The sequence below is a fragment of the Pseudidiomarina aestuarii genome (assembly GCF_048263735.1).
GTDB classification, from domain to species: Bacteria; Pseudomonadota; Gammaproteobacteria; order Enterobacterales; family Alteromonadaceae; genus Pseudidiomarina; species Pseudidiomarina aestuarii_B.
Genome location: NZ_JBLXDX010000002.1, coordinates 200,269 through 221,329, shown reverse-complemented (window position 1 = coordinate 221,329; position 21,061 = coordinate 200,269). Strand labels below are relative to the sequence as shown.

At 48.5% G+C, this 21,061-nt stretch carries 27 protein-coding genes; 11 read left to right on the top strand and 16 right to left on the bottom strand.

Annotation, left to right across the window (positions count from 1 at the left end):
* Positions 1 to 13 precede the first annotated feature (13 nt).
* On the bottom strand, positions 14 to 1,297 hold the full coding sequence (locus ACN0S4_RS05760) for a DEAD/DEAH box helicase (RefSeq protein ID WP_417656758.1): 1,284 nt from the start codon (positions 1,295 to 1,297) through the stop codon (positions 14 to 16).
* Positions 1,298 to 1,395: 98 nt separating this feature from the next.
* On the opposite strand from ACN0S4_RS05760, the gene ACN0S4_RS05755 reads away from it, so the two are divergent.
* Positions 1,396 to 1,644 (top strand): DUF2007 domain-containing protein, encoded by a 249-nt coding sequence (locus ACN0S4_RS05755; RefSeq protein WP_417656757.1) that lies wholly within the window; start codon positions 1,396 to 1,398, stop codon positions 1,642 to 1,644.
* On the opposite strand, the gene fur is transcribed toward ACN0S4_RS05755, so the two are convergent.
* The 4 genes from fur to ACN0S4_RS05735 form a co-directional block, all read right to left on the bottom strand.
* Positions 1,641 to 2,087 carry a ferric iron uptake transcriptional regulator gene (fur, locus tag ACN0S4_RS05750; protein ID WP_417656756.1) on the bottom strand — a complete coding sequence of 149 codons (447 nt, stop codon included), beginning with the start codon at positions 2,085 to 2,087 and terminating at the stop codon, positions 1,641 to 1,643. The genes ACN0S4_RS05755 and fur overlap by 4 nt on opposite strands.
* A gap of 45 nt (positions 2,088 to 2,132) precedes the next feature.
* Positions 2,133 to 2,657, bottom strand: coding sequence for a flavodoxin FldA (fldA, locus tag ACN0S4_RS05745; RefSeq protein ID WP_169929607.1), 525 nt, complete (start codon positions 2,655 to 2,657; stop codon positions 2,133 to 2,135).
* A gap of 78 nt (positions 2,658 to 2,735) precedes the next feature.
* Positions 2,736 to 2,951: a DUF2788 domain-containing protein gene (locus ACN0S4_RS05740; protein ID WP_417656755.1), complete on the bottom strand. Its 216-nt coding sequence runs from the start codon at positions 2,949 to 2,951 to the stop codon at positions 2,736 to 2,738.
* A gap of 70 nt (positions 2,952 to 3,021) precedes the next feature.
* Positions 3,022 to 3,807 carry an alpha/beta fold hydrolase gene (locus tag ACN0S4_RS05735; RefSeq protein WP_417656754.1) on the bottom strand — a complete coding sequence of 262 codons (786 nt, stop codon included), beginning with the start codon at positions 3,805 to 3,807 and terminating at the stop codon, positions 3,022 to 3,024.
* Between the two features lie 102 nt (positions 3,808 to 3,909).
* Here ACN0S4_RS05735 and seqA point away from each other — a divergent pair, with 102 nt between their 5' ends.
* Complete coding sequence (seqA, locus tag ACN0S4_RS05730) at positions 3,910 to 4,422, top strand: replication initiation negative regulator SeqA (RefSeq protein WP_417656753.1); 513 nt, start codon at positions 3,910 to 3,912, stop codon at positions 4,420 to 4,422.
* Entirely contained in the window at positions 4,422 to 6,062 is a 1,641-nt protein-coding gene (pgm, locus tag ACN0S4_RS05725) for a phosphoglucomutase (alpha-D-glucose-1,6-bisphosphate-dependent) (protein ID WP_417656752.1), read from the top strand. Before seqA ends, pgm begins: the two co-directional genes overlap by 1 nt.
* A 10-nt stretch (positions 6,063 to 6,072) precedes the next feature.
* Here the strand turns inward: pgm and ACN0S4_RS05720 are convergent, their stop codons facing one another.
* On the bottom strand, positions 6,073 to 7,341 hold the full coding sequence (locus tag ACN0S4_RS05720) for an MFS transporter (RefSeq protein WP_417656751.1): 1,269 nt from the start codon (positions 7,339 to 7,341) through the stop codon (positions 6,073 to 6,075).
* 237 nt (positions 7,342 to 7,578) lie between these two features.
* On the opposite strand from ACN0S4_RS05720, the gene ACN0S4_RS05715 reads away from it, so the two are divergent.
* The gene (locus ACN0S4_RS05715; protein ID WP_417656750.1) at positions 7,579 to 8,595 is read left to right on the top strand and encodes a DUF2066 domain-containing protein; all 1,017 of its coding nucleotides are present in this window, start codon (positions 7,579 to 7,581) and stop codon (positions 8,593 to 8,595) included.
* Positions 8,595 to 9,284: a DnaA regulatory inactivator Hda gene (hda, locus tag ACN0S4_RS05710; RefSeq protein WP_417656749.1), complete on the top strand. Its 690-nt coding sequence runs from the start codon at positions 8,595 to 8,597 to the stop codon at positions 9,282 to 9,284. The genes ACN0S4_RS05715 and hda overlap by 1 nt, the downstream gene beginning before the upstream one ends.
* A gap of 1 nt (position 9,285) precedes the next feature.
* Here the strand turns inward: hda and ACN0S4_RS05705 are convergent, their stop codons facing one another.
* The 3 genes from ACN0S4_RS05705 to arsC are packed head-to-tail and all read right to left on the bottom strand — an operon-like array spanning position 9,286 to position 10,630.
* On the bottom strand, positions 9,286 to 9,672 hold the full coding sequence (locus tag ACN0S4_RS05705; protein ID WP_417656748.1) for a DUF2069 domain-containing protein: 387 nt from the start codon (positions 9,670 to 9,672) through the stop codon (positions 9,286 to 9,288).
* Between the two features lie 20 nt (positions 9,673 to 9,692).
* Positions 9,693 to 10,271 (bottom strand): NAD(P)H:quinone oxidoreductase, encoded by a 579-nt coding sequence (gene wrbA / locus ACN0S4_RS05700; protein WP_417656747.1) that lies wholly within the window; start codon positions 10,269 to 10,271, stop codon positions 9,693 to 9,695.
* 5 nt (positions 10,272 to 10,276) lie between these two features.
* On the bottom strand, positions 10,277 to 10,630 hold the full coding sequence (gene arsC, locus ACN0S4_RS05695) for an arsenate reductase (glutaredoxin) (RefSeq protein WP_417656746.1): 354 nt from the start codon (positions 10,628 to 10,630) through the stop codon (positions 10,277 to 10,279).
* A gap of 48 nt (positions 10,631 to 10,678) precedes the next feature.
* Here arsC and ACN0S4_RS05690 point away from each other — a divergent pair, with 48 nt between their 5' ends.
* Positions 10,679 to 11,146, top strand: coding sequence for a TlpA family protein disulfide reductase (locus ACN0S4_RS05690; protein ID WP_417656745.1), 468 nt, complete (start codon positions 10,679 to 10,681; stop codon positions 11,144 to 11,146).
* On the opposite strand, the gene ACN0S4_RS05685 is transcribed toward ACN0S4_RS05690, so the two are convergent.
* Complete coding sequence (locus tag ACN0S4_RS05685; protein ID WP_417656744.1) at positions 11,143 to 12,582, bottom strand: M48 family metalloprotease; 1,440 nt, start codon at positions 12,580 to 12,582, stop codon at positions 11,143 to 11,145. The two genes, ACN0S4_RS05690 and ACN0S4_RS05685, sit on opposite strands and share 4 nt — an antisense overlap.
* A 102-nt stretch (positions 12,583 to 12,684) precedes the next feature.
* On the opposite strand from ACN0S4_RS05685, the gene ACN0S4_RS05680 reads away from it, so the two are divergent.
* Positions 12,685 to 13,764, top strand: a complete 1,080-nt coding sequence (locus tag ACN0S4_RS05680) for an AI-2E family transporter (RefSeq protein ID WP_417656998.1) — start codon at positions 12,685 to 12,687, stop codon at positions 13,762 to 13,764.
* 22 nt (positions 13,765 to 13,786) lie between these two features.
* Here ACN0S4_RS05680 and bcp read toward each other — a convergent pair whose 3' ends face one another.
* Positions 13,787 to 14,251, bottom strand: a complete 465-nt coding sequence (gene bcp / locus ACN0S4_RS05675) for a thioredoxin-dependent thiol peroxidase (RefSeq protein ID WP_417656743.1) — start codon at positions 14,249 to 14,251, stop codon at positions 13,787 to 13,789.
* A gap of 153 nt (positions 14,252 to 14,404) precedes the next feature.
* Between bcp and dapA the strand changes: the two genes are divergently transcribed.
* From dapA to purC, 3 genes are read left to right on the top strand one after another with little or no spacing between them, the layout of a single operon-like run.
* Positions 14,405 to 15,280 carry a 4-hydroxy-tetrahydrodipicolinate synthase gene (dapA, locus tag ACN0S4_RS05670; protein WP_417656742.1) on the top strand — a complete coding sequence of 292 codons (876 nt, stop codon included), beginning with the start codon at positions 14,405 to 14,407 and terminating at the stop codon, positions 15,278 to 15,280.
* Positions 15,281 to 15,293: 13 nt separating this feature from the next.
* A complete protein-coding gene (bamC, locus tag ACN0S4_RS05665; protein ID WP_417656741.1) occupies positions 15,294 to 16,361 on the top strand; it encodes an outer membrane protein assembly factor BamC in 1,068 nt (355 codons plus the stop codon).
* Between the two features lie 27 nt (positions 16,362 to 16,388).
* Complete coding sequence (gene purC, locus ACN0S4_RS05660; RefSeq protein WP_417656740.1) at positions 16,389 to 17,102, top strand: phosphoribosylaminoimidazolesuccinocarboxamide synthase; 714 nt, start codon at positions 16,389 to 16,391, stop codon at positions 17,100 to 17,102.
* Positions 17,103 to 17,143: 41 nt separating this feature from the next.
* On the opposite strand, the gene ACN0S4_RS05655 is transcribed toward purC, so the two are convergent.
* The 4 genes from ACN0S4_RS05655 to ACN0S4_RS05640 are packed head-to-tail and all read right to left on the bottom strand — an operon-like array spanning position 17,144 to position 19,492.
* On the bottom strand, positions 17,144 to 17,269 hold the full coding sequence (locus tag ACN0S4_RS05655) for a DUF2897 family protein (protein ID WP_417656739.1): 126 nt from the start codon (positions 17,267 to 17,269) through the stop codon (positions 17,144 to 17,146).
* Positions 17,257 to 17,991, bottom strand: coding sequence for a M15 family metallopeptidase (locus ACN0S4_RS05650; RefSeq protein ID WP_417656738.1), 735 nt, complete (start codon positions 17,989 to 17,991; stop codon positions 17,257 to 17,259). Before ACN0S4_RS05650 ends, ACN0S4_RS05655 begins: the two co-directional genes overlap by 13 nt.
* Positions 17,985 to 19,112 carry a succinyl-diaminopimelate desuccinylase gene (gene dapE, locus ACN0S4_RS05645; protein ID WP_417656737.1) on the bottom strand — a complete coding sequence of 376 codons (1,128 nt, stop codon included), beginning with the start codon at positions 19,110 to 19,112 and terminating at the stop codon, positions 17,985 to 17,987. Before dapE ends, ACN0S4_RS05650 begins: the two co-directional genes overlap by 7 nt.
* Complete coding sequence (locus ACN0S4_RS05640) at positions 19,109 to 19,492, bottom strand: Spx/MgsR family RNA polymerase-binding regulatory protein (RefSeq protein WP_417656736.1); 384 nt, start codon at positions 19,490 to 19,492, stop codon at positions 19,109 to 19,111. Before ACN0S4_RS05640 ends, dapE begins: the two co-directional genes overlap by 4 nt.
* 236 nt (positions 19,493 to 19,728) lie before the next feature.
* On the opposite strand from ACN0S4_RS05640, the gene yfbV reads away from it, so the two are divergent.
* On the top strand, positions 19,729 to 20,130 hold the full coding sequence (gene yfbV / locus ACN0S4_RS05635) for a terminus macrodomain insulation protein YfbV (RefSeq protein ID WP_417656735.1): 402 nt from the start codon (positions 19,729 to 19,731) through the stop codon (positions 20,128 to 20,130).
* A 14-nt stretch (positions 20,131 to 20,144) separates the two neighbouring features.
* Here yfbV and xthA read toward each other — a convergent pair whose 3' ends face one another.
* Positions 20,145 to 20,954, bottom strand: a complete 810-nt coding sequence (xthA, locus tag ACN0S4_RS05630; protein WP_417656734.1) for an exodeoxyribonuclease III — start codon at positions 20,952 to 20,954, stop codon at positions 20,145 to 20,147.
* Positions 20,955 to 21,061 lie beyond the last annotated feature (107 nt).

Genomic DNA, 21,061 nt, shown 5'->3' with positions numbered 1-21,061 from the left:
CTCGTTCGATGTATTAGCTTTGACGATTGTTTGGCTTGGCTGTTGAGCGACGGCCAGGCTGACCAGAGCGATTGCCACTAGGTTTCCCAGCTGCAGAGCGGCTCGTTCGCTTGGACGGTTGACGCCCCTGCGGTTTCGTCGCAGCAGGAGACCGCTTGGTCAAATCGACTGGTGCGAAGCCCGGAGCTTCTAAACGCTCAATTGTTTGACCAATCAACTTCTCAATGCCACGCAACTGCTTGGTTTCCTCAGGACTCACTAAAGAAAACGCATGACCACTGGCGCCTGCACGTGCTGTGCGGCCAATTCGGTGCACATAATCTTCAGCAACATGTGGCAAGTCATAATTCACAACCAGTGGTAGCAAATCAATATCGATACCGCGTGCAGCGATATCCGTTGCGACCAGTACATTGATGCGATTGCGTTTAAAATCATCGAGTGCTTTGGTGCGCGCACCTTGGCTTTTATTGCCATGAATAGCTGCAGCAAGGAAACCGTTAGCTTCTAACTGCTTAGCCAGTCGATTTGCACCGTGCTTCGTGCGGCTAAACACCAGTGCTTGCGGGGTGCCACGATCACGTAATAACTGACAGAGTAGAGCGGTCTTTTGACCTTGGATGACGCCATACAGCGACTGTTCTACCTTATCGGCGGTGCTGTTCGCAGGCGCGACGGATACTTCAACAGGATCGTTGACTAAGCCTTTGGCTAACGCCCGGATGTCATCAGAAAATGTCGCTGAAAATAACAGGTTTTGGCGTTTGGCTGGGAGCAGCTTCAAGACGCGCTTGATGTCATGAATAAAGCCCATATCGAGCATTCGATCGGCTTCATCTAATACTAAAACTTCAACATCATTAAACTTGACCGCATTTTGCTGATGCAAGTCGAGTAAACGACCTGGCGTCGCAATCAGAATATCAACGCCTTTGCGCAGTTTCATCATTTGCGGGTTGATACCCACGCCGCCAAACACGACCGCAGAGGATAGTTTTAGATTACGACCATAAGTGGCGACACTGTCAGCAACTTGTGCTGCGAGCTCGCGGGTTGGTGTAATGATCAGCGCGCGAATGTGATTGCTACGGGCGCGCGGACCATCTTTTAATTTGGTCAGCAACGGTAACGTGAACCCAGCCGTCTTCCCGGTGCCCGTTTGGGCAGCTGCCATGACATCACGGCCAGCAAGAATCGAGGGAATGGCTTGTTGTTGTATGGGGGTAGGTTCTGTGTAACCTTGTTCGCTGAGAACGCTTAAAATACTTTCAGGTAAATCGAGATTGGTAAAGCTCATGCAGATTGTGTTTCTCTTCTAGGGCAAGCGCGCTAGCATACAGCAGAAGGGCTCTGGTAGCAAAAGAGTTCGGCATGGGACATGGAGTAAAGACAATAATGAAACTGATATACAGAGCCGATACAATTATTGAGGCGCAGTTGTTAGTGGGGCTTCTCGAGCAGTCGGGTATTGCTGCTCACGCCGGTGGCCACTATTTGCAGGGCGCTGTAGGTGATATTGCACCAGTGGGTATAGCCAATGTATTTGTTGGTGATGATGATGAGGTTGAGGCGCGGGAGATTATCGAGAGCTACGAGCGTGGTGACTTCACCACGCCCGATACCATTGATGTGGATGAGGACTAGTCGTCCCCATTCACGTTGTGCTCACAACTTCCGACATTTTTGCACTCACCGTACAAATACAAACTATGGTTGGTGAGCTTGATATTGTTTTCAGCGGCAACTTTCAATTGGCGTTGCTCAATTAAGTCATCTTCAAATTCGAACACATGGCCGCAGTTTAAGCACACTAAGTGATCATGGTGGTCTTTGGCGCTTAGCTCAAATACAGAGCGGCCACCCTCAAAATGATGGCGAGTGACAATACCAGCATCATCAAACTGATTTAACACCCGATATACGGTTGCTAAGCCAATCTCTTCATTCTTTTCTAGCAGGATTTTGTACACGTCTTCAGCGCTAATATGCTGATTATCCGGATTTTTTAAGATTTCCAGAATTTTGACACGCGGAGAAGTGACTTTGAGGCCCGCTTTTTTTAACTGTAATTCGCCGTTGCTGCTCATTGTTCTTTCGCTGTGTTGAGGTTATCGATCATCAGAATAATGGGTTTACGCTAATTCAGCTAGTCCCATTTCTTCGCGAATTTGTGCACACCACTGTTGCACCCGTTCTTTTGTCAATTCAGGCTGTCTATCTTCATCGATACCCAGCCCAATGAAGTGGCTGTCATCGACTAATGCGCGTGACGCTTCAAATTGATAACCAGCGGTCGGCCAATGCCCAATAATGATAGCTCCACGTGGTTCGATGATGTCGCGAAGGGTACCCATCGCATCGAGAAAATATTCGGCATAGTCTTCTTGGTCACCACAACCAAAAATGGCCACGAGCTTATTCGTGAAATCAATTTCTTCAAGCTCTGGGAAGAAGTCATCCCAATCGCACTGCGCTTCACCGTAATACCAAGTCGGTATTCCAAACAGAATGAGGTCGAAATTGGCGATGTCTTCTTTCGATGATTTGGCAATATCGAATACATCAATCAAGCTCTTGCCCAGTTCTTTCTGGATCATCTGAGCGATTGCTTCGGTATTACCTGTGTCACTGCCGAAAAAAATACCTACACTTGCCATGTTTGGTTACTACCTCTCGTTTAAACGTTGTCTCGTTCGGAGTTGTCTCGTTCGGAACAAGGACCCAAAAAACTGATTCTAAATTCCAGATTCAAAGAAGGCTTGAATAATACCTTTTGCAATAAAGCCTGCACAGCCTAAAAACAATACCAACCACACAAACCATTGTCCGAACTTGGGTACTTCAGCTTTTTTCAATACATCGCGAATCGCCAACCCAATCAGAACAAATAGAATTGCGATGGCAAAGTTCGTACCCAGTGTTTCAATTAATTCAAAATGTTCAGACAGCATAACTCTTTCTTATGGGTGCGCTTGGATTGCTTTATCTCACAAATACAGCTGGCGATTATAACACGCAGGCTCACTCGGCGCGACTTTGTTGCTCCAAAAACTCCCGTACTAAGCGGTTAAAAATACGTGGCTTTTCTGCATGCAACCAATGGCTTGTGCCTTCGATTATCTTTACGTCAACTTGGGTAAAACGATCACGTATGGCCGACTCATGTTCTGGTTTTAAATAATCGGAATCGCCACCTTTAATGAACAGGATTGGACCATCAAATTGGCCTTCACAAACGGCCCCAGAGATAGCAGCATAATTATCGTCGAGAGCCGGTAGGTTGAGCCGCCACTCATAACCATGATCGGCGTGCTTAAGATTTTTCAGCAGAAACTGGCGCACGCCATGGGTATCGATGGCCTTTTGCAGTAACTTATCCGCATCTTTGCGGTTTTCTACTTGCGTGAGATCAAGTTGTTCCAATGCATCGAGGATATGCCGATGTTTTGGGTCGTAAGCTACCGGTGCAACATCGGCTGCAACCAAGCTGATGACACGCTGAGGGTGGCGCAGCGCAAATTCCATAGCTACCTTGCCACCCATGGAGTGACCGACAATGTGGGTACGGTCAATGTTGAGGTCATCGAGTAAAGTGGCGAGATCATCAGCCATAGCTTCATAAGACATGGTGTCGGAATGAAACGAGTCGCCATGATTACGCACATCAATGGCAATCAGCTCGAAATTACTCTCGAGTTCGCGGCCTAAGCGCTTTAAGTTATCCAAGTCACCGAATAAACCATGAATGAGAACGACCGGAGCTCCGCTCCCAAAACGCTCATAATTGAGCAAAGTTGTTGCTGTCATACTGGACCTCTGCTGGTGTTGGGTTGATTTTCTGTACCCAGGCTATGGGATGGGTATAATAATCAGCATGATACCTTTAGACGATAAAAAAGTTGCAGCATCATGAGTAAACGAATTGAAATTGATGATGAATTATACCGTTTTATAGCCGGGCATACACAACATATCGGTGAAAGTGCATCTGCAATTCTACGCCGCTTGCTGGGGTTGGAAGCTGCCGATAAAGTTACAGGTAAGCCCAGTTTGGTTACGTCTGAACCAGAACAAGCTGCGACTGAACGCAAGGTATTTGATGTCATGTCACGCATTGACCTGGCGGGACAACGTAGCGTCGTTGCACGTTTTCTGACCATTCTTAGCATGTTACATCGCTGCCACAGCAAGTCTTTCAAGAAAGTATTGGAGATCAGCGGTCGTGACCGGCAATATTTTGCCACTAGTGCCGAGGCGCTTGAAGCCAGCGGTACCAGCACCAATCCAAAGCAAATACCTGATGCTCCTTATTTTGTGGTGACCAACAATAACACGACCCGGAAAAAATCAATGTTGACGCAAGTTGCTCTTGAACTTGGGTACTCGCAGTCAGAAGCAGAAAAAATTAGGGACTTTTTGTAATGGGATTACATACACGGGCTGGTATGCCCGCACAAGCGAACGACTTAACTAATATTGCGCAACTGGTAAGTGCCTATTTCGTCAATGATGTTGACCCCAGTCAACCCGAACAATTGGTGTCCTTTGGTACGTCTGGACATCGCGGTTCTGCTTTTAAAAACTCGTTTAACGAAGCGCATATTCTGGCTATCAGCCAAGCAGTGGTGCGCTATCGCGAAGAGCAGGGCATTACTGGCCCGTTAATGCTTGGTCGCGACACCCACGCATTGTCTGAAGCCGCTTATATGACAGCGCTCGAAGTCTTTATTGCCAATGGCGTTGATGTTCATGTGCAAGTGGACCACGGTTACACCCCGACACCTGTCATCAGCTTTGCCATTCTTCGCTACAACCAAGGACGTACGACAGGCCTTGCCGATGGTGTAGTCATTACCCCATCGCATAATCCGCCTGAGGATGGTGGCTTCAAATACAACCCTCCGCACGGCGGTCCAGCGGATACCGATGCAACCGCAGTCATCGAGAAATATGCCAATGCCATTTTATCGGCAGAGTTACTCGGTGTGGAAGCGGTGAGTTACGCCGAGGCATTAGCCAGCAAGCACCTGCATCAAGTGGATTGGCGACAAGACTATGTGGATGCGTTAGATACCATCATTGATATGCAAGCTATCGCCAATGCGAAGTTGTCCATTGGCGTCGACGCCATGGGTGGCGCTGGCGCCAGTTATTGGCCGTTGATCGCCGAGCAATATGGTCTTGAAATTACGGTTACGCAGGCTGATGTTGATGCCACATTCCGGTTTATGAGTCTCGACAAGGACGGCAAGATTCGGATGGATTGCTCCTCGCCTTATGCGATGCGGTCACTGGTGGCGCTGAAAGATCAGTTTGATATCGCGGTCGGGAACGACCCAGATTATGACCGTCACGGCATTGTCACGCCCACCGAAGGCTTGATGAATCCGAATCACTATTTAGCAGTTGCCATTGATTACCTGTGCAAGAATCGTTCTTGGGCTGCAGAGACGGCAATTGGTAAAACACTGGTTTCGAGTGCCATGATTGATCGTGTGGTCGCGGCCAATCAGCGGACATTACGTGAGATGCCGGTTGGTTTTAAGTGGTTCGCTCGTGAACTGCAAGCAGGCACAACTGCATTTGCAGGTGAAGAGAGCGCAGGAGCGACCTTTTTGGACCGTTCGGGGAAAGCATGGTCGACGGACAAAGATGGCATCATTATGGCGCTGCTTGCGGCTGAAATTTGTGCCACCACGGGTAAGGATCCAAGTGTTTATTATCAACAGCTGTGTGAGCAGCACGGTACTGCGTACTATAAGCGCCAAGACGTGCCGTCTAGCGCGGCGATGAATCAAGCATTCAAAGCAATTCAACCGGCACAGCTGCAATTACAAACTTTGGCAGGTGACGCAGTCACTAATGTGATGACCCAAGCCCCAGGAAATGGAGCATCGATAGGTGGCGTGAAGGTCTGTACGGCGAATGGCTGGTTTGCAGCGCGTCCATCAGGTACCGAGCCTATCTACAAGATTTATTGCGAGAGTTTCGTCAGCGACGACCATTTATCAGTGCTGATGAACGAAGCGCAAATACTGGTTAGCCAGTGGCTACAGCCGTAGAGCGACATGGTTAAGCTTGTTGACGCTCAAGTTCGTCTTGAGTGTCTTGATCTTCTTCGGCTAAAGCGGTGAGTAGCTCATCAGAGGTTTGCCCCGGCGATAACATGGCGTAGCTGCTGTGCGGTTGATCAGTCGGCCGTGCGCGTTTGGTCACACGATAGAGCGAATAGACGCACACCACACTGGTCATTACGACTATCAATAGAAAGAAGTAATTCACTCCGCCGTATTCCATCAGTGCGGCGACCGCTGGCGCTCCGATAATAGAACCAATGCCGCCCACCTTGATAATGGCACCTGTTGCGCCGACCATTTGATCTTTTTCAAGAAAGTCATTGGTATGCGCCATGCCCAGTGAGTACAGAGGTAAAGCACAGGCACCAAAGAGTCCAACACTCAGGTAAATGAGCCAGACCAATTCGGAACCAAGCTGGGATAAGATCAACGCCATTATGGCTGCTGTACCGGCACAACCCGCCATAATGACGCGTCGATCGAAGCGGTCAGAAAGCAGACCAATGGGTGCTTGGGAGAGCATTCCACCGAGAATGAACGAGGCCATAAACAGAGACACTTGGGGAATACTGAGACCAATGTAGGTCGCATACATAGGCCCGATACCGTAGAACATGGCGTAACACGCCTGCATGATAAATGCGTTCACAATGCCAAGCGGAACTAACTTAAACAGTCCCCAGATGGGCACTTTGCGCGGTTCATGCGTGGTGGGCTCAACAGAAACGCTAATTAAAATAGGTATCAACGCTAAGTTTATTAATAGCGCAACCAAAGCGAATGCGACAAAACCTGATGGGTCAGCCACGCCAAGCACGAGTTGACCGACCACCAAACCACCATAAATCAGCACTAAATAAACTGACAGCAAAGTGCCGCGGTTCTTATTATCCGCCATGGTGTTCAGCCAAGACTCGACGATCACGAAAATAGCCGAAATCGCGAAACCAGTGAGGAAGCGCATGATGAACCAAACCGTGGGATCGATCCAGATGGCTTGAATAAGAATGGATGCGGCAGCAAGCGCTGCTAGCCCGCCAAAGGCCCGAACGTAACCAACGCGCCGAATATCTTTCGGAGCGCGAGTGGTGCCAAAGAGGAAGCCAATAAAGTAGGCCGACATGATGATGCCGGTAGTTAGGGTACCGAAATTTTCTATGGTGGCGCGCAGACTGAGTAGGGTACTCGTCATGCCGACACAAATGCCAATCAGAGTAATACTTGTCAGCAAAGAACTGATTGCACGTAGCTGTTGTCTCAGCATGGTGTCGGTCCCAATGAATCGTGAATGGCAATGAGGTAAAATGGTAGCACGCTTTAACCATTTCTTAAATGCAATAGGTGGTTATCCACAGCTTGTTACTTGCCCATGCAGTTGGGGCTGTTTATGATGAGCGTAGAAAGCTTGCCACTACGGATACTGAAGCACAGCATGATGCATTTAAAAAACTGCTTAACGACCCTCCTGATAGCGTTGTTGTTGCTATGGAGTAGTTCCAGCATGGCAGCCATTGAGCTCACGCAGCTCTACCAACAGCGTATCCCTGTCGCCACACAAAACGCGAATGAGCGCACCGACGCCTTGCAAACAGCCCTGAAGGGAACTCTGCTAAAGGTTTCGGGTGACACGCAAGCGTTGGAACACGACGCTGTGCGCACTGCTCTCAAAAACGTGCGAGATTATGTGGTTCAATACGGCTACCAACAAGACGAACAACTCGTACTCTGGGTGCAATTCGACGCGCAGAAAATCAATCGCTTATTGCAACAGTCAGGCTCTGGTGTCTGGAGTAATTTACGCCCTTTGATTCTAGTTTGGCTGGTGAGTGAAAATGAACAGCTCCAACGTGAATTAATTGGTAGTTCGGACGAGTCCATTTTGACACAACAGTTACGCAATGCTGCGCAAGAGCGTGGTTTACCCATTCGTCTACCGCTTTTGGATTTGAACGATACTATGACTGTTGAAGTGGTCGATGTGTGGGCGCGGTTTAATGATCGAATCCAATTTGCGAGTGCGCGTTATCTGCCTGATGGTATTGTTGTTGCGCGCGTCTACCAAGCGGACCCAACCCTACAGAAAGGGCGCTGGCAAGCTGATTGGTCGTTAGATTTGGGTGAGCTCAAATGGCGCGGTGAAGTGTTTAGTGACGATCGTGATGAGATGGGTGAATTAATTATTGCGGCGCTCACTCAGGAGCTGGCGCAACGTTATCGAATCGACTCGAGTATTGAACAAACGAACCGCTGGCGGCTTGCCGTTGATGGTGTGGATTCCCTTGAAAAAGCAATTCAGGTCGAGCAACTGCTGCTGAGTTTACCAGCGGTTCAAGCGGCACAATTGGTCGGCTATCAGCAATATCGGGGGGAATTTGAATTACTGTTACAAACTGCTCCCGCTAGAATAATGCAGGCAATCGATTTAAGTAAATCGTTGCGTCCAGTGAATCAAGATGGCGCTGAAGAGTCGCTTGATGGGACGCCAATGATGCCACTGTACAGATGGATTGAGGATTAATGAATCTTCAGCAACTCCCGCTAGCGATGCAACTTCCCGATGCACACACGTTCGCCACTTATGTAACGGGTGAAAATAAAGAAGTCTTAGCATTGTTGCGAGAGAGTGCCGAGCCATTTGTTTACCTCTGGGGTGCGCATGGTGTCGGTAAAAGCCACTTATTGCATGCAATGTGCGCGCAGCTTCATATCAATACGACCGCCATGTATGTGCCCCTGCGCGACCTGCTGGAACAACAAGTTGAAGCATCAATTTTACGTGGGCTTGAGCAATTTTCACTGGTGTGTATTGATGACCTTGATGCTGTAATTGATCAGCATGATTGGTGCTTTGAACTTTTCGCGCTTTTCAATCGCATTCAAGACCGCGGGCAAACACGATTACTCGTCACCGCCGCCATGTCGCCAACTCAGCTGCCGGCTGCGATTCCCGATACGCAATCGCGCTTACAGTGGGGTATTGCGGTCCAAATCAAAGCGCTGCAAGACGCTGACAAGGCAAAAGCTCTGCGGCAGCGTGCTGCAGCTTTGGGATTGCAGTTACGTGATGAAACAGCTTTATTTATGGTGCAACGATTGGGTCGTGATATGGCCGAATTGATGGCGACCTTGGCGCAACTGGATCGCGCCTCGATGGCCGCACAACGACGACTAACAATACCTTTCGTCAAACAAGTGCTCGATATCTAAGTTATTGTTGGTCTTTTAATTTCGGTAATCCCAAACCTAAAGCACGACCCTGTAATCGAGCATATGCTGTACAACCAATAAAAGCTGCCGTAGTGAAGAGAATTTCAACGACAGCGAGTCCACGTTGACTCGGCTCGATATAAAGCATGGTAAAACCGTGCAAGAAATACCACATCAGAATGAAGTTGGCCCACGCAAACGTGTATGGCTTACCGCGCAATAGTCCTGGCAGCGGAAACAGCAGTGGTAGAACCCAAAGGCCTAAGCGAAACCAAACACTGGTGTCACTGCCGGCATTACAGATGAGTTGCCAAACGAGCATTAAGCCAAGTAAACCAAAGAAGTTGCTGACTGCTAACGTTCGAAAAAGTTGAATTTTGTTAGGCATGTGTGCTGAATCTCGCATTATCAAGAACGTGATTGAAGTTGCAAGGCGATACGTGCAACTCGAGTACCCAAAGCAACAGCTAAGTCACGTTCGACTGTGCTGATGCCTGCTCCCTCTTTATCGGCGTGCTCGACATGGCTGGCGCCATAAGGAGAACCACCTCCAGATGTCTGTTGCAGGCCTGGTTCGGTGTAGGGAATCCCACACAGAATCATACCGTGATGCAGCAAGGGAACTGCTAGCGAGAGTAGGGTAGATTCCTGCCCCCCGTGCATACTCGAACTCGAAGTAAATACGGCCGCCGGCTTATCAACCAGCACGCCTCGCAACCATTCAGTCGATGTCCGTTCCCAAAATTGTTGTAGTGCTGCCGCCATGTGCCCGAACCGTGTTGGACTGCCCAATATGAGGCCATCACAAGTACTGAGATCATCGACATCAACAGTAAGGTCGCGGCTACTTTTCGGTTCGCCCGGTGCTTCAACTGTTCGTAGAACCGCTTCCGCACCGGCTTTTTCTACACCCTGAGCTATGGCATCAGCCAGTTGCTGAGTGGCACCGGTGCGGCTGTAGTAAAGAATCAGTATACGACTGCTCATAGGTGTTACTGTACCAGCTCTAAAACAGCTTCGGGTGGTCGTCCGAGTCGAGCTTGATCACCAACCACAACAATGGGCCGTTCGATCAAACGCGGGTGTTCAATCATTGCTTGAATAAGTTTATCCTCGTCGTTCTCATTGGCGAGGTTGAGTGCTTTAAACTCGTCTTCTTTTGAGCGCATCAGCTCTCGAGCAGACACAAACCCAAGTTGGCTTAACAGTGTTTTGATGGCATCGGGTTCGAAGTGTTGTTTCATATATTCAATCACTTGAGGTTCGTATCCTTGCTCTTGCAACAACTGCAAGGTTTGTCGACTTTTCGAGCAGCGTGGGTTGTGATAAATCGTGACTTCGGTCATGCTATTGATTCCTATCTAACATCATTTATGTAGCTTAAGGGATTCACTATGCAATGTCGATTTGTACGCGGCTTTCGAATTTGGATTACCGCGGCGACTTGTCTCTGGTTAATGGGTTGTAGCCCCGCTGCCGACTTTCATACAGATACCGTCGGACCGCAACAATGGGATCAACTTGAAGGCCGATATGTTGTCGTAAACTATTTTGCCGAATGGTGTGCTCCCTGTTTACGCGAGTTACCCGAATTGAATGAGTTTCATCATCAATATGGTGATTCCGTTCGACTCTTCGGTGTGAGTTTTGACGGCTTGAATAATGAAGCACTAGCAACTTTACGAACCGAGCAAGGTATTGAGTTCCCGCTCATTCAGAACGAGCCTTTTCCGAATCTTCCTTTTGCGCAGCCGCAAATGCTGCCCGCAACATATATTGTGACGCCAGCGGGTGAGGTGAAAGGACCATTACTGGGTGAGCAAACTATTGACAGTCTGAAGCGCGTCACCGAACTCGATTAGCGCATTGCCTCTAATTCACGCTTCTTCGCCATCAGTTGTTCGACTCGAGCTTGAAGACGACGCCGCTCGAGTTCCGTGCTGTTTTGTTTGTGCGCATTGTGCAAATTGTTGATGGCTTCATCAAAGTTGCCATAGAGCGCATAAAGATAGGCACGTTGCTCATACATGCCGCTAGAATCGCCGACCCGTTGATAAGCGTTCGCGAGTAAATCGATTGCCGTTACGTTGTCCGGATCGCGCCGTAAATATTCACGGAGTAATTGAATCGCTAAATCAGTTTTGTCTGCGGTGAGTGCAGCATTAGCGAAGTTCATCGTGATCGTTTGTTCGTTTGGCATCCGCATGTAGGCTTTTTCAAGCAAAGCGAGTGCTTCATCGTAGCGCTTCTGTGCCAGCAGAATGTCGGTTTGTACATCGAGATAAAAGGTATTCATGGGCTGTGCTGCAAGCAGGGGGGCTAAGGTTCTTTCCGCAGATTCAGGCTCGTTGTTATCCAATTGCACAATAGCGAGCCCATAGCGCGCCGCATTGGCGATTTCGCTGTTGGTATGGTTTAACTGAGTGGTAAAGGCGTTCGCGGACATGTTCTTTATGTGACGTGCCTGAATTCGATATTTTGCCAGCCAGTAATTACTTTCATCACGATTTAATGGACTGGGCAGTTGGTCGGCGCGCTGGCGCGTATCGGCTATTCGTGATTCGCTCAAAGGATGCGTCAATAGCATTTCTGGTGGGCGACTCGAGTAGCGATATTTTTCAGCTAAGCGACCGAAAAAATTCGGTGCCCCTTGCGGGTCAAAGCCGGCGCGAGTTAATACATTGAGACCGATTCTATCCGCTTCCTGTTCAAAGAGGCGAGTGTAGTTGATTTGCATTTGCTGCAACCCGCCGATGGCTCCCGATAATGCGGCCATACCTAGGTCGGGGCTCACCATTCCCAGTAAAATGGCACCGATCATAGCACCGACAGAGGTGGCAGAACCCTGCTGCATATTTTCCATATTACGGGCTAGGTGACGTTGGGTAATATGAGCAATCTCGTGGCCAATAACGGAAGCTAGTTCTGACTCGGTTCGTGTTTCTACCATCAGCCCAGTATTCATACCCACATAGCCGCCGAAGAAAGCAAACGCATTAATGTCGTTTTGATTCACCCAGAAGAATGTAAACGGAAATCGTACGTCATTCGATTCACGTACGAGCTTCAAGCCCAAGTCTCGCAAATATTCATCAAGCACTGGGTCATTGACGAGTGGGGCGGTTGCGCGGACTTGGCGCATGTACATATCGCCGATAGCTTGTTCGCGATCAACGGTCACCACGCTAGAACCTGCTGTACCGATGTCCGGTAGACGGTTCTGTGGAGTTGCGACAGCGGCAAAGGTAATTGCCAGTAGCACTGCGCCAATGAAAGTTTTTAGTGAGGTGTACTGCATGCCCGAACCATTCCGAATTGGTCTTCTTATGAGTAGCGTTCTGGTCAAAGGTTCCCTATTATGTGCACATCCATCTGCCATGTACAACGGAGTTCTGGCGCCATGTGGGAATATATCAAGAACTGGTATCAGCGAAAATTTTCTGACCCCGATGCGGTCACTTTATTTCTGTTACTCGTTATTACGTTTCTACTGATTATTTTGTTCAGTGGTATCTTAGCCCCCATTCTGGTTGCCATTTCATTAGCCTACTTACTCGACTGGCCTGTTTTACGTCTGCAGAAAGCGGGGATGCCGAGATTGACAGCCGTCTCCACCGTATTTGCAGCTTTTATCGCCTTGAATGTCGCATTGATTCTGTTTTTGATGCCGGTTATTTGGCAGCAATCGGTGGCGTTACTGGGTGAATTACCACAAATGTTTGTCCAAGCTAAGTTGTTACTCAATCGACTGCCAGAGCTCTTCCCTGGCTATATCAGCGAACAGCAAATCGCTGAGTTTGTCGAAACGACGACGAATCGAGCGTTATTATTTGGCGAGACTCTCCTCGGACAATCGTTGAACCGCTTGATCGGGGTCATGGCGTTGCTGATTTATCTCATCGTTGTGCCGTTGTTGATATTCTTTATGCTGAAAGATAAACACCAATTACTGCGTCATTTAAGCAGCGTATTACCATACAATCGTCGGCTGATCGCGCAGGTAAGCGGTGAAATGCACTTGCAGATCATGAATTACATTCGCGGTAAAGCGATAGAAGTCGTGATTGTGGGTGTAGTGACCTACATTGCTTTCGCTGCATTTGACTTGCGTTATGCAGCTTTGCTCGCGGTCTTAGTCGGTTTATCCGTATTAATCCCCTATATTGGTGCTGCCGTCGTCACTCTACCGGTATTCCTAGTGGCGCTTTTCCAGTTCGGCTGGAGTGCGATGTTTGCCTATGTGATGATTGCTTATCTCGTCATTCAGGCGTTAGACGGTAACTTGCTGGTGCCACTGCTCTTTAGTGAAGCGGTGAGTCTACACCCGGTCTATATTATTGCGGCGGTATTGATTTTCGGTGGTTTCTTCGGCTTTTGGGGCGTGTTTTTCGCGATACCATTAGCCAGCCTTGTGAAGGCGGTGCTGACGGCCTTATCGAGCGACAAAACCGAATCGACGACTGCGCAGGGTGGTGACTAGTGCCACCCTGCTCAGTAGTGGCTTAGGCAAGCGCTGCGAGCACCACTTCGTGATGGTCTTTCGTTTTGAATTTATCAAAGACTTCAGCCACGGTGCCATCTTGATTAATCAGAAAACTAATCCGATGAATGCCATCGTATTCTTTGCCCATAAACTTCTTCGGGCCCCACACACCAAAAGCATCCGCAACGCTGTGATCAACATCACCGAGTAGGGTGAAGTTGAGGTTATCGCGCTCGGTAAATTTTGCTAAGCGCTTAGGTTCATCGGGACTTATGCCGACAATTTGTACACCATGTTCAGCGAACGCCCGCGCGTGGTCGCGAAGCTGTTGCGCCTGAACGGTACAACCGGGTGTCATTGCTTTCGGATAGAAGTAAACCAAAACGCGTCCTTGTTTCAGTAAGTCAGCCAAAGCAACGTTTTCATTATCTGCATTCGGTAATTCAAAATGTGGCGCTTTTGCGCCCGCTTCGAGCAATTTCATAACAACTCCTATCCAAACTTAGGTCAATTCAATGCGTCGATCATAGAGAATCTGTAAACCGCTTGCAAAGCCAAGTAACTCTGCGGGTTTGCCCCTTGTGTTTAGAGTACGGTAAAAGTACCATTGTGGACTTATTGGGAGATGGGGGAAAGCATGTTAACAGGCAGTATTGTTGCGCTCGTGACGCCGTTTACGGATAAAGGCAATGTCGATTACACGCAGCTTCAAGAGCTGGTAGATTGGCATGTGGCTGAGGGAACCGACGCAATAGTGGCCATGGGGACGACTGGTGAGTCGGCAACTATGAGTCACCAAGAGCATGTCCAAGTTGTAAGTGCAATAACTGAATTGGCAGCGGGACGTATTGCAGTTATTGCAGGAAACGGTTCGAATGCCACTGCGGAAGCCGTGTATCTGACCGAGAAAATGAATCATTTACCGTTAGCTGGTTTCCTCAACGTCAATCCCTATTACAACAAACCTTCATTGCGCGGTCTTATTGAACACTACAAAGCTTGCGCTGAAGCCAGTGACAAACCTCAACTGCTATACAATGTTCCGGGTCGCACTGCTGCTGACGTGACGCCTGATTTTGTTGCTGAACTGGCAAGTATTCCGAATATTGTTGGGATTAAAGAAGCGACCGGTGATTTGAGCCGAGTCGAACAACTGCGAACCTTGTGTGGGCCTGATTTTATTTTATTGAGCGGTGATGACCCGACTGGCTGCGAATTTATGTTACGAGGCGGCCAAGGTGTGATCAGTGTGACCGCGAATGTTGCGCCGCGAAAAATGAAAGCGATGGTTGACGCAGCTCGTGCAGGTGAACAGGCTATTGCAACAGCATTAGACGCAGAGCTAGGAGCTTTGCATGAGGCTATGTTCGTGCAAGCCAATCCAATTCCTGTGAAATGGGCGCTGTCATTGATGGGAAAAATGCAACCAAATTACCGATTACCGATGACGCCGCCGGAACTTCCAGAGCAACAGCACATCGAAGACACATTAAAACAAGCCGGAATTTTATAATCGCGGAGTCGTAATGAAAGAGTATGTACGTATTGTAACTTGCCTGAGCGTTGTCGTTGCGAGTGGCTGTAGTTTCACGCCACAAGAACAAGCTGACGGTGGTTTTAAATATACCGAGGCGCAGTTAACGAACGGGCTAAAACCGGCTCCAAATAAAGGTTTACCTGCACCCAGTAATCGTTTTGAAGTGCCAGAAGTTGACGGCAATTTACCAGTGGGTCCTCAAGTGAATATCCAGGCCCCAGTATTGGTCCGTCCAACGGCGGCAGGTAGTCGAATTGATGAATCAGAACGACGTGTTCGTATTTATTTTGACGAACTGGAAGATATGTCGAATTTGTCTTCTTTCGTGTGGGAAGGTGTTACTAAAGCATTGAATCAACGAGGTATTCCTGTGATCAATGCCGAATCGGAGCAACGCATAGTAACCGGTTCTGTACGAAATGAGCGTGAAGTTTCAGAAGATGAATTAACGCTTGTAACTGAGCGGCAGTTTGAAATCACTCAGGAAACCCCTGATCATGGTCGCACGACTGCAATTGAAGTCACTGTCATCGAAAGCGTTGAATCAGGTGATGGAGCAGGTCGACAGCCATCTATGATAGCGGATCGCAATGCAGCAGCGATGTTGTTGAACGACATTGTTAACGAAATTGCGATCGCACAGCAAGAAAATAGAATCTTTAATCGAGCTAACCAAGAAATAAATGCTACCGCAGGATTTAATGGTGATGGTTTCCCAGCCATTGTTGTTGAGGCTGATTTTGATACGGTATGGGCATTAATGGGTCAATCGCTGCCTGAATTAGGGTTTAGTATTGATGACTTAAACCAATCGACTGGCCAGTACTTTACTGAGTATTCGAAGGGTGCGAAAGGGATGTCGAGCTTGGCATTCTGGCGTGATGAAGTAGAAGGCAAGTTAGATATCGCTGATGGCGATTATATGGTGCGAGTGACCGGAGATAATGAGACAACCACGGTAACTTTCCACTATAATGATGAGCCGTTGTCAGCTGCCGACGTGAATCGAATCTACGCGCCTGTTGCTGCCACGTTACGCCGTCAAAATAGCCTGTAAATCGTCTGCTTGGAGATTAAGTTGCTCATGGAAAAACGTAGTGAATTGTATCGGGGAAAAGCTAAAACTGTTTTTACGACCGACAATCCGGAACGCTTAATATTGCAATTCCGCAATGACACCTCCGCATTCGATGGGGAGAAGGTTGAGCAGCTGGATCGCAAAGGTATGGTCAATAATAAATTTAATAATTTTATTATGGCCAAACTGGAAGCCGCTGGTATTCCTACGCAACTTGATCAAGTACTGAGCGACACGGAAACCTTAGTCAAAAAGTTGACCATGATTCCCGTGGAGTGTGTGGTTCGGAACTTCGCTGCAGGTTCATTAGTGCGCCGTTTAGGTGTGACTGAGGGCCAAACGCTGAATCCACCGACCTTCGAACTATTCCTAAAAAATGATGCGCTACACGATCCAATGATTAACGATTCTCACGTAGTTTCGTTTGGTTGGGCGACAGCAGATCAGCTCGCTCAAATGAAAGCACTGACGTTGCAAGTGAATGATGTATTGAGCAAATTGTTCGATGCGGGTGGCATGATGCTGGTGGACTTCAAACTTGAGTTTGGCGTCGACGCCGATGGCACTATTGTTCTCGGCGATGAATTTAGCCCTGATGGTTGCCGCTTGTGGGACAAAGAAACCCGTAAGAAGCTAGACAAAGATCGTTTTCGTCAAGGCTTAGGTGGTGTGGTTGAGGCCTACGAAGAGGTCGCCGCCCGAATAGGGGTAAAACTGTAAAACTAGTGAACAGTGAACAGTGAATAGAAGAGCGATGTTTGTTAGTCGTCTTTGTCTTCCGGATGCCGTTGCTTAAGTGACGGCATTTTCATATGTGCGGTGTGTTTAAGCAGCATAATATTGCCAATCACTACACCAAATACCAGTGCTAATATTAGCCAAACCATACGTCAGCTCCTGTACCATCAGGCTGGCAAATTGCATCAATGTAACGCTCTTTAATGTCATCGAGTCGTTCCAATACGTAGTCATAACCTTCCATTTCAAGACCCAGTAGTTGTGCCGAAGTCATAGCTTCTTTTAATGTCTCGGTGGTTAATTGTGGTAGATAATCCAGTGCTAACGGCGCATAGCTGAGGTGCCAAGGTTCGCTGGCGACACCACCGAGATAGCGAGCGTAAGGAAAGAAAAAGCCAAAATCTCGGGCATGATGGATTAACCATTGATACGCGCTGAAACAAGGTCCACCCTCGCTATATTCCTTCACTGTAAGTTCTAAAGGTGGATGGTCAGGTTGCGCAAAAGGGCGCGGGTCATACACATCAAAGTCGGTGCCCCAGTGGTGACGACTCGCACCCGGAAGGGCCGACCACGTCAGAATGGCTTCTAGCTTTTCACCACAATTCATTTGACTCGAGTCTAATCGGTCGCCGCGATCATTGTAGAGTGGAGCCTCGCCCCGATATTTGCGATTCCAAATGGCTAACTGACGAGCATAGTCTCGAAATCCTGAGGCAATGGCTAACGATACGCCTGAATTCGCAGCTGCTTGCTGCATTGCCTGCCACGCTGTCACTACAGCCGGTTGCAAACGTGGATTCGGTTCGTTTTCTGTAACCGTAACAACATGCGTATCTTCAAGACCAGTCAGTTGCCTAGTGCTTAACATAGCAAATGCTCCAAGATCCGCTCGTAGACTAACGCCAATTCTTCAAGGTCGGTAGCACGGACGCATTCATCAACTTTGTGTATGGTTGCGTTCACAGGACCCAGCTCAATGACTTGTGCACCAGTGGGTGCAATAAAACGACCATCCGATGTTCCTCCCGCCGTAGATAGCTCTGTGCGGCGCCCCGTCACCTCATAAATGGCCGTTTGCGTTGCTTCGAGCAGTTCACCCGAGCCGGTAATGAACGGTTCGCCGTTTAACTTCCAGTCGATAGCGTAATCCAGTTGATGCGCATCGAGAATATCAATGACACGTTGCTGTAATTCGGGTGCTGTTACTTCGGTACTAAAACGAAAGTTAAAACTAGCCTTCAGTGTGCCAGGGATGACATTGCCAGCGCCTGTGCCAGCATGGATGTTACTGATTTGAAAACTGGTGGGCGGGAAGAAGCTATTTCCATCGTCCCAATGTGCACCTGCTAGCACGCTGAGCGCGGGCATTGCAGAGTGTACCGGGTTTTTTGCTAGATGAGGGTAGGCCACATGGCCTTGAATACCGCGTACACTCAGCTCACCACTGAGACTGCCGCGACGGCCATTTTTCACCGAGTCTCCAAGTTCAGCAGTACTGGACGGTTCACCGACTAAAGCCCACGTGATTTTCTCATGGCGTGCTTCTAGGGTCTCGATAACTTTGGGAGTGCCGTTAATAAATGGGCCTTCTTCATCACTGGTGATGAGAAACGCGATACTACCTTTATGGTTTGGGAACTTTCGTACAAAATTTTCTGTGGCGACAACCATAGCGGCGAGACTACCTTTCATATCGGCAGCACCACGACCATGGAGGTAGCCATCAGCCAATTCAGCTGCAAAAGGTGGATATCGCCAGGCATGTTCATCACCGACTGGTACCACATCAGTATGGCCAGCGAAGCAAAACACCGGCTCCTGCGAACCTCTGCGGGCCCATAAATTCGTCGTATCGGCAAATACCATCGACTCGAGTTCAAAGCCGGCAGTGTTGAGCCGATCACCGATCAGCTCCTGACAGCCTTCATCGGCTGGTGTTATGGAGGGCCGTTGAATAAGTTCGCGAGCGAGTTGAATCACATCACTCATGCGGTTTGAAACTCCTGCGCCCAAGCGGCCTCTTTAAAGCCAATCACGAATGTATTCGGCTTCGTTGGAGCAGTAGGCGTCACTAAAGGACGTTTCATTAGTGTTGGATATTGTTGCAGCAAGCTGACCACAGCCTCGACAGAGGCAAGTTGCTGTTCCGACTCGCTTAACCCACGCCAGCTCGTGCTGCGCTTGTTGATAATGGTTTCGGGCCCAACCAAAGTGACCAGTGCCTGCCATTGCTCGGCGCTAAGTGGTTGCGTTCGAATATCATGAAAGCTGTAAGCGATACCTTGTTGGTTCAGCCAACGTTCGGCCTTTTTCACCGTGTCACAATTAGGTATTCCATACAGTATCGGTTGAGAGGTGTTAACTGCCATTAGACTAATGCTCGTGTCGTGAATTGGTTGTGATAAAGTGAAGCCTCAAATAGAGGCACTCCTGCATTGTGACAAAACCACTGTGAATTCTCCACAGTTTATGTGGATAACTCTGTGGGTTAGCTGGTTTAAGTGTATTAACCTATTGAAATTTATGTATATATTGGAGTTGATTGAGAAGTGTTCAGCTTGTTCAATTGTGCATCTGTCAAGTAAATATTGGTGAATTATTTGTGATGTTTCGAACCTTTAAAGATGGGCAACACTACGCCAAAATTTGGCCACGACATGCTGTGGTTGCAGCGTTTACCGAATCTACGGTCATTCCGGCCGTGCACATGGCAACACGCTGGATGCCGGCTCTTGCCGTGATCAATTTTATGGTGCAGTGGCAATTACAAGGGCAGGAACTGTTGCCGCAAGCCATAGTAACATCGTTGTTTTTGCTCTCTCTGCCGTTACAGGGCTGGTATTGGCTTGGTTGGCGTGCACGCTCAGCGCTGACGCCACAATTGCGGGCTTGGTACACCGATTTAACGCGTAAGCTCCAGTTACAACCGAAGCCGGAGCCGTGCTATTTAGACTTGGCGAAAATGGTCAAGCGCGCTCTCGATGAGCTGCCGCCTGACCAACATTAGTTAATTGCTGTCGATTAGGCGCTGAACGTTGACCAAACCGGTGCGTGGTCAGAAGGCTTTTCAATACCGCGTAATTCGTAATCAATACCGCTATCGATACATTTTACTGCTAACGTTTCAGTCGCAAGTATCAAATCGATGCGGAGTCCGCGATTGTCGTCAAAGCCTCGTGAGCGATAATCAAACCAGCTATATTCCTCTTTCGGCTCGGCAACAAACTGCCGGTAGGTATCCGTTAATCCCCAAGCAAGTAGACGATTCAACCATTCGCGTTCCTCTGGAAGGAATGAACATTTACCCGTTCGCAGCCAACGTTTCGCATTGTCTTCACCAATGCCGATATCACAGTCTTGGTGAGAGATGTTCACATCGCCCATAACAATGACTTGTTCCGTTGGTTTGAGATAGTTTTCGACATAGTTCATCAGGTCAGCGTAGAACTTCTCTTTCGCCGGAAACTTGGTCGGGTGGTCGCGACTTTCGCCTTGCGGGAAATAGCCATTCAAAACGCGCACTGTATCGCCATTGTCAGTGACATAATCACCCATGATCATGCGTCGCTGAGCATCGGCATCATCGGTTGGGAAGCCATATTGCGGATTGAGCAAAGGCTTTTTGCTGAGCAGAGCCACGCCGTAATGACCTTTTTGACCGAAATGCAACACGTGGTAGCCCATCGCTTCAACATCCGCTAATGGGAATTGATCATCGTGTACTTTGATTTCTTGCAGCCCAATAATATCCGGTTGATGTTTGTCGATGAGCGCTTGCAGTTGATGCAGTCGTGCGCGAATACCATTGATGTTAAATGAGATTACTTTCATTTGATGCTCAAATTGATACGAATTTAAGGATGCTTAAGCATAACAAATAGACGGCAGGGGTGCGACTCTCAAGATCGCCATTCAAGCGGTTGAAGAGGCTGCTAATC

Coding starts and splice junctions, on each gene's coding strand:
- ACN0S4_RS05640 (WP_417656736.1), bottom strand. CDS start 19,492: ATGGCAGTTAACACCTCTCAACCGATACTGTATGGAATACCTAATTGT.
- fur (WP_417656756.1), bottom strand. CDS start 2,087: ATGAGCAGCAACGGCGAATTACAGTTAAAAAAAGCGGGCCTCAAAGTC.
- bcp (WP_417656743.1), bottom strand. CDS start 14,251: ATGAAATTGCTCGAAGCGGGCGCAAAAGCGCCACATTTTGAATTACCG.
- ACN0S4_RS05705 (WP_417656748.1), bottom strand. CDS start 9,672: ATGCCTAACAAAATTCAACTTTTTCGAACGTTAGCAGTCAGCAACTTC.
- dapA (WP_417656742.1), top strand. CDS start 14,405: ATGTTAACAGGCAGTATTGTTGCGCTCGTGACGCCGTTTACGGATAAA.
- ACN0S4_RS05715 (WP_417656750.1), top strand. CDS start 7,579: ATGGCAGCCATTGAGCTCACGCAGCTCTACCAACAGCGTATCCCTGTC.
- pgm (WP_417656752.1), top strand. CDS start 4,422: ATGGGATTACATACACGGGCTGGTATGCCCGCACAAGCGAACGACTTA.
- ACN0S4_RS05720 (WP_417656751.1), bottom strand. CDS start 7,341: ATGCTGAGACAACAGCTACGTGCAATCAGTTCTTTGCTGACAAGTATT.
- ACN0S4_RS05650 (WP_417656738.1), bottom strand. CDS start 17,991: ATGTTAAGCACTAGGCAACTGACTGGTCTTGAAGATACGCATGTTGTT.
- seqA (WP_417656753.1), top strand. CDS start 3,910: ATGAGTAAACGAATTGAAATTGATGATGAATTATACCGTTTTATAGCC.
- ACN0S4_RS05740 (WP_417656755.1), bottom strand. CDS start 2,951: ATGCTGTCTGAACATTTTGAATTAATTGAAACACTGGGTACGAACTTT.
- wrbA (WP_417656747.1), bottom strand. CDS start 10,271: ATGAGCAGTCGTATACTGATTCTTTACTACAGCCGCACCGGTGCCACT.
- ACN0S4_RS05760 (WP_417656758.1), bottom strand. CDS start 1,297: ATGAGCTTTACCAATCTCGATTTACCTGAAAGTATTTTAAGCGTTCTC.
- ACN0S4_RS05755 (WP_417656757.1), top strand. CDS start 1,396: ATGAAACTGATATACAGAGCCGATACAATTATTGAGGCGCAGTTGTTA.
- fldA (WP_169929607.1), bottom strand. CDS start 2,657: ATGGCAAGTGTAGGTATTTTTTTCGGCAGTGACACAGGTAATACCGAA.
- dapE (WP_417656737.1), bottom strand. CDS start 19,112: ATGAGTGATGTGATTCAACTCGCTCGCGAACTTATTCAACGGCCCTCC.
- hda (WP_417656749.1), top strand. CDS start 8,595: ATGAATCTTCAGCAACTCCCGCTAGCGATGCAACTTCCCGATGCACAC.
- ACN0S4_RS05680 (WP_417656998.1), top strand. CDS start 12,685: ATGTGGGAATATATCAAGAACTGGTATCAGCGAAAATTTTCTGACCCC.
- xthA (WP_417656734.1), bottom strand. CDS start 20,954: ATGAAAGTAATCTCATTTAACATCAATGGTATTCGCGCACGACTGCAT.
- arsC (WP_417656746.1), bottom strand. CDS start 10,630: ATGACCGAAGTCACGATTTATCACAACCCACGCTGCTCGAAAAGTCGA.
- purC (WP_417656740.1), top strand. CDS start 16,389: ATGGAAAAACGTAGTGAATTGTATCGGGGAAAAGCTAAAACTGTTTTT.
- ACN0S4_RS05690 (WP_417656745.1), top strand. CDS start 10,679: ATGCAATGTCGATTTGTACGCGGCTTTCGAATTTGGATTACCGCGGCG.
- ACN0S4_RS05685 (WP_417656744.1), bottom strand. CDS start 12,582: ATGCAGTACACCTCACTAAAAACTTTCATTGGCGCAGTGCTACTGGCA.
- bamC (WP_417656741.1), top strand. CDS start 15,294: ATGAAAGAGTATGTACGTATTGTAACTTGCCTGAGCGTTGTCGTTGCG.
- yfbV (WP_417656735.1), top strand. CDS start 19,729: ATGTTTCGAACCTTTAAAGATGGGCAACACTACGCCAAAATTTGGCCA.
- ACN0S4_RS05655 (WP_417656739.1), bottom strand. CDS start 17,269: ATGGTTTGGCTAATATTAGCACTGGTATTTGGTGTAGTGATTGGCAAT.
- ACN0S4_RS05735 (WP_417656754.1), bottom strand. CDS start 3,807: ATGACAGCAACAACTTTGCTCAATTATGAGCGTTTTGGGAGCGGAGCT.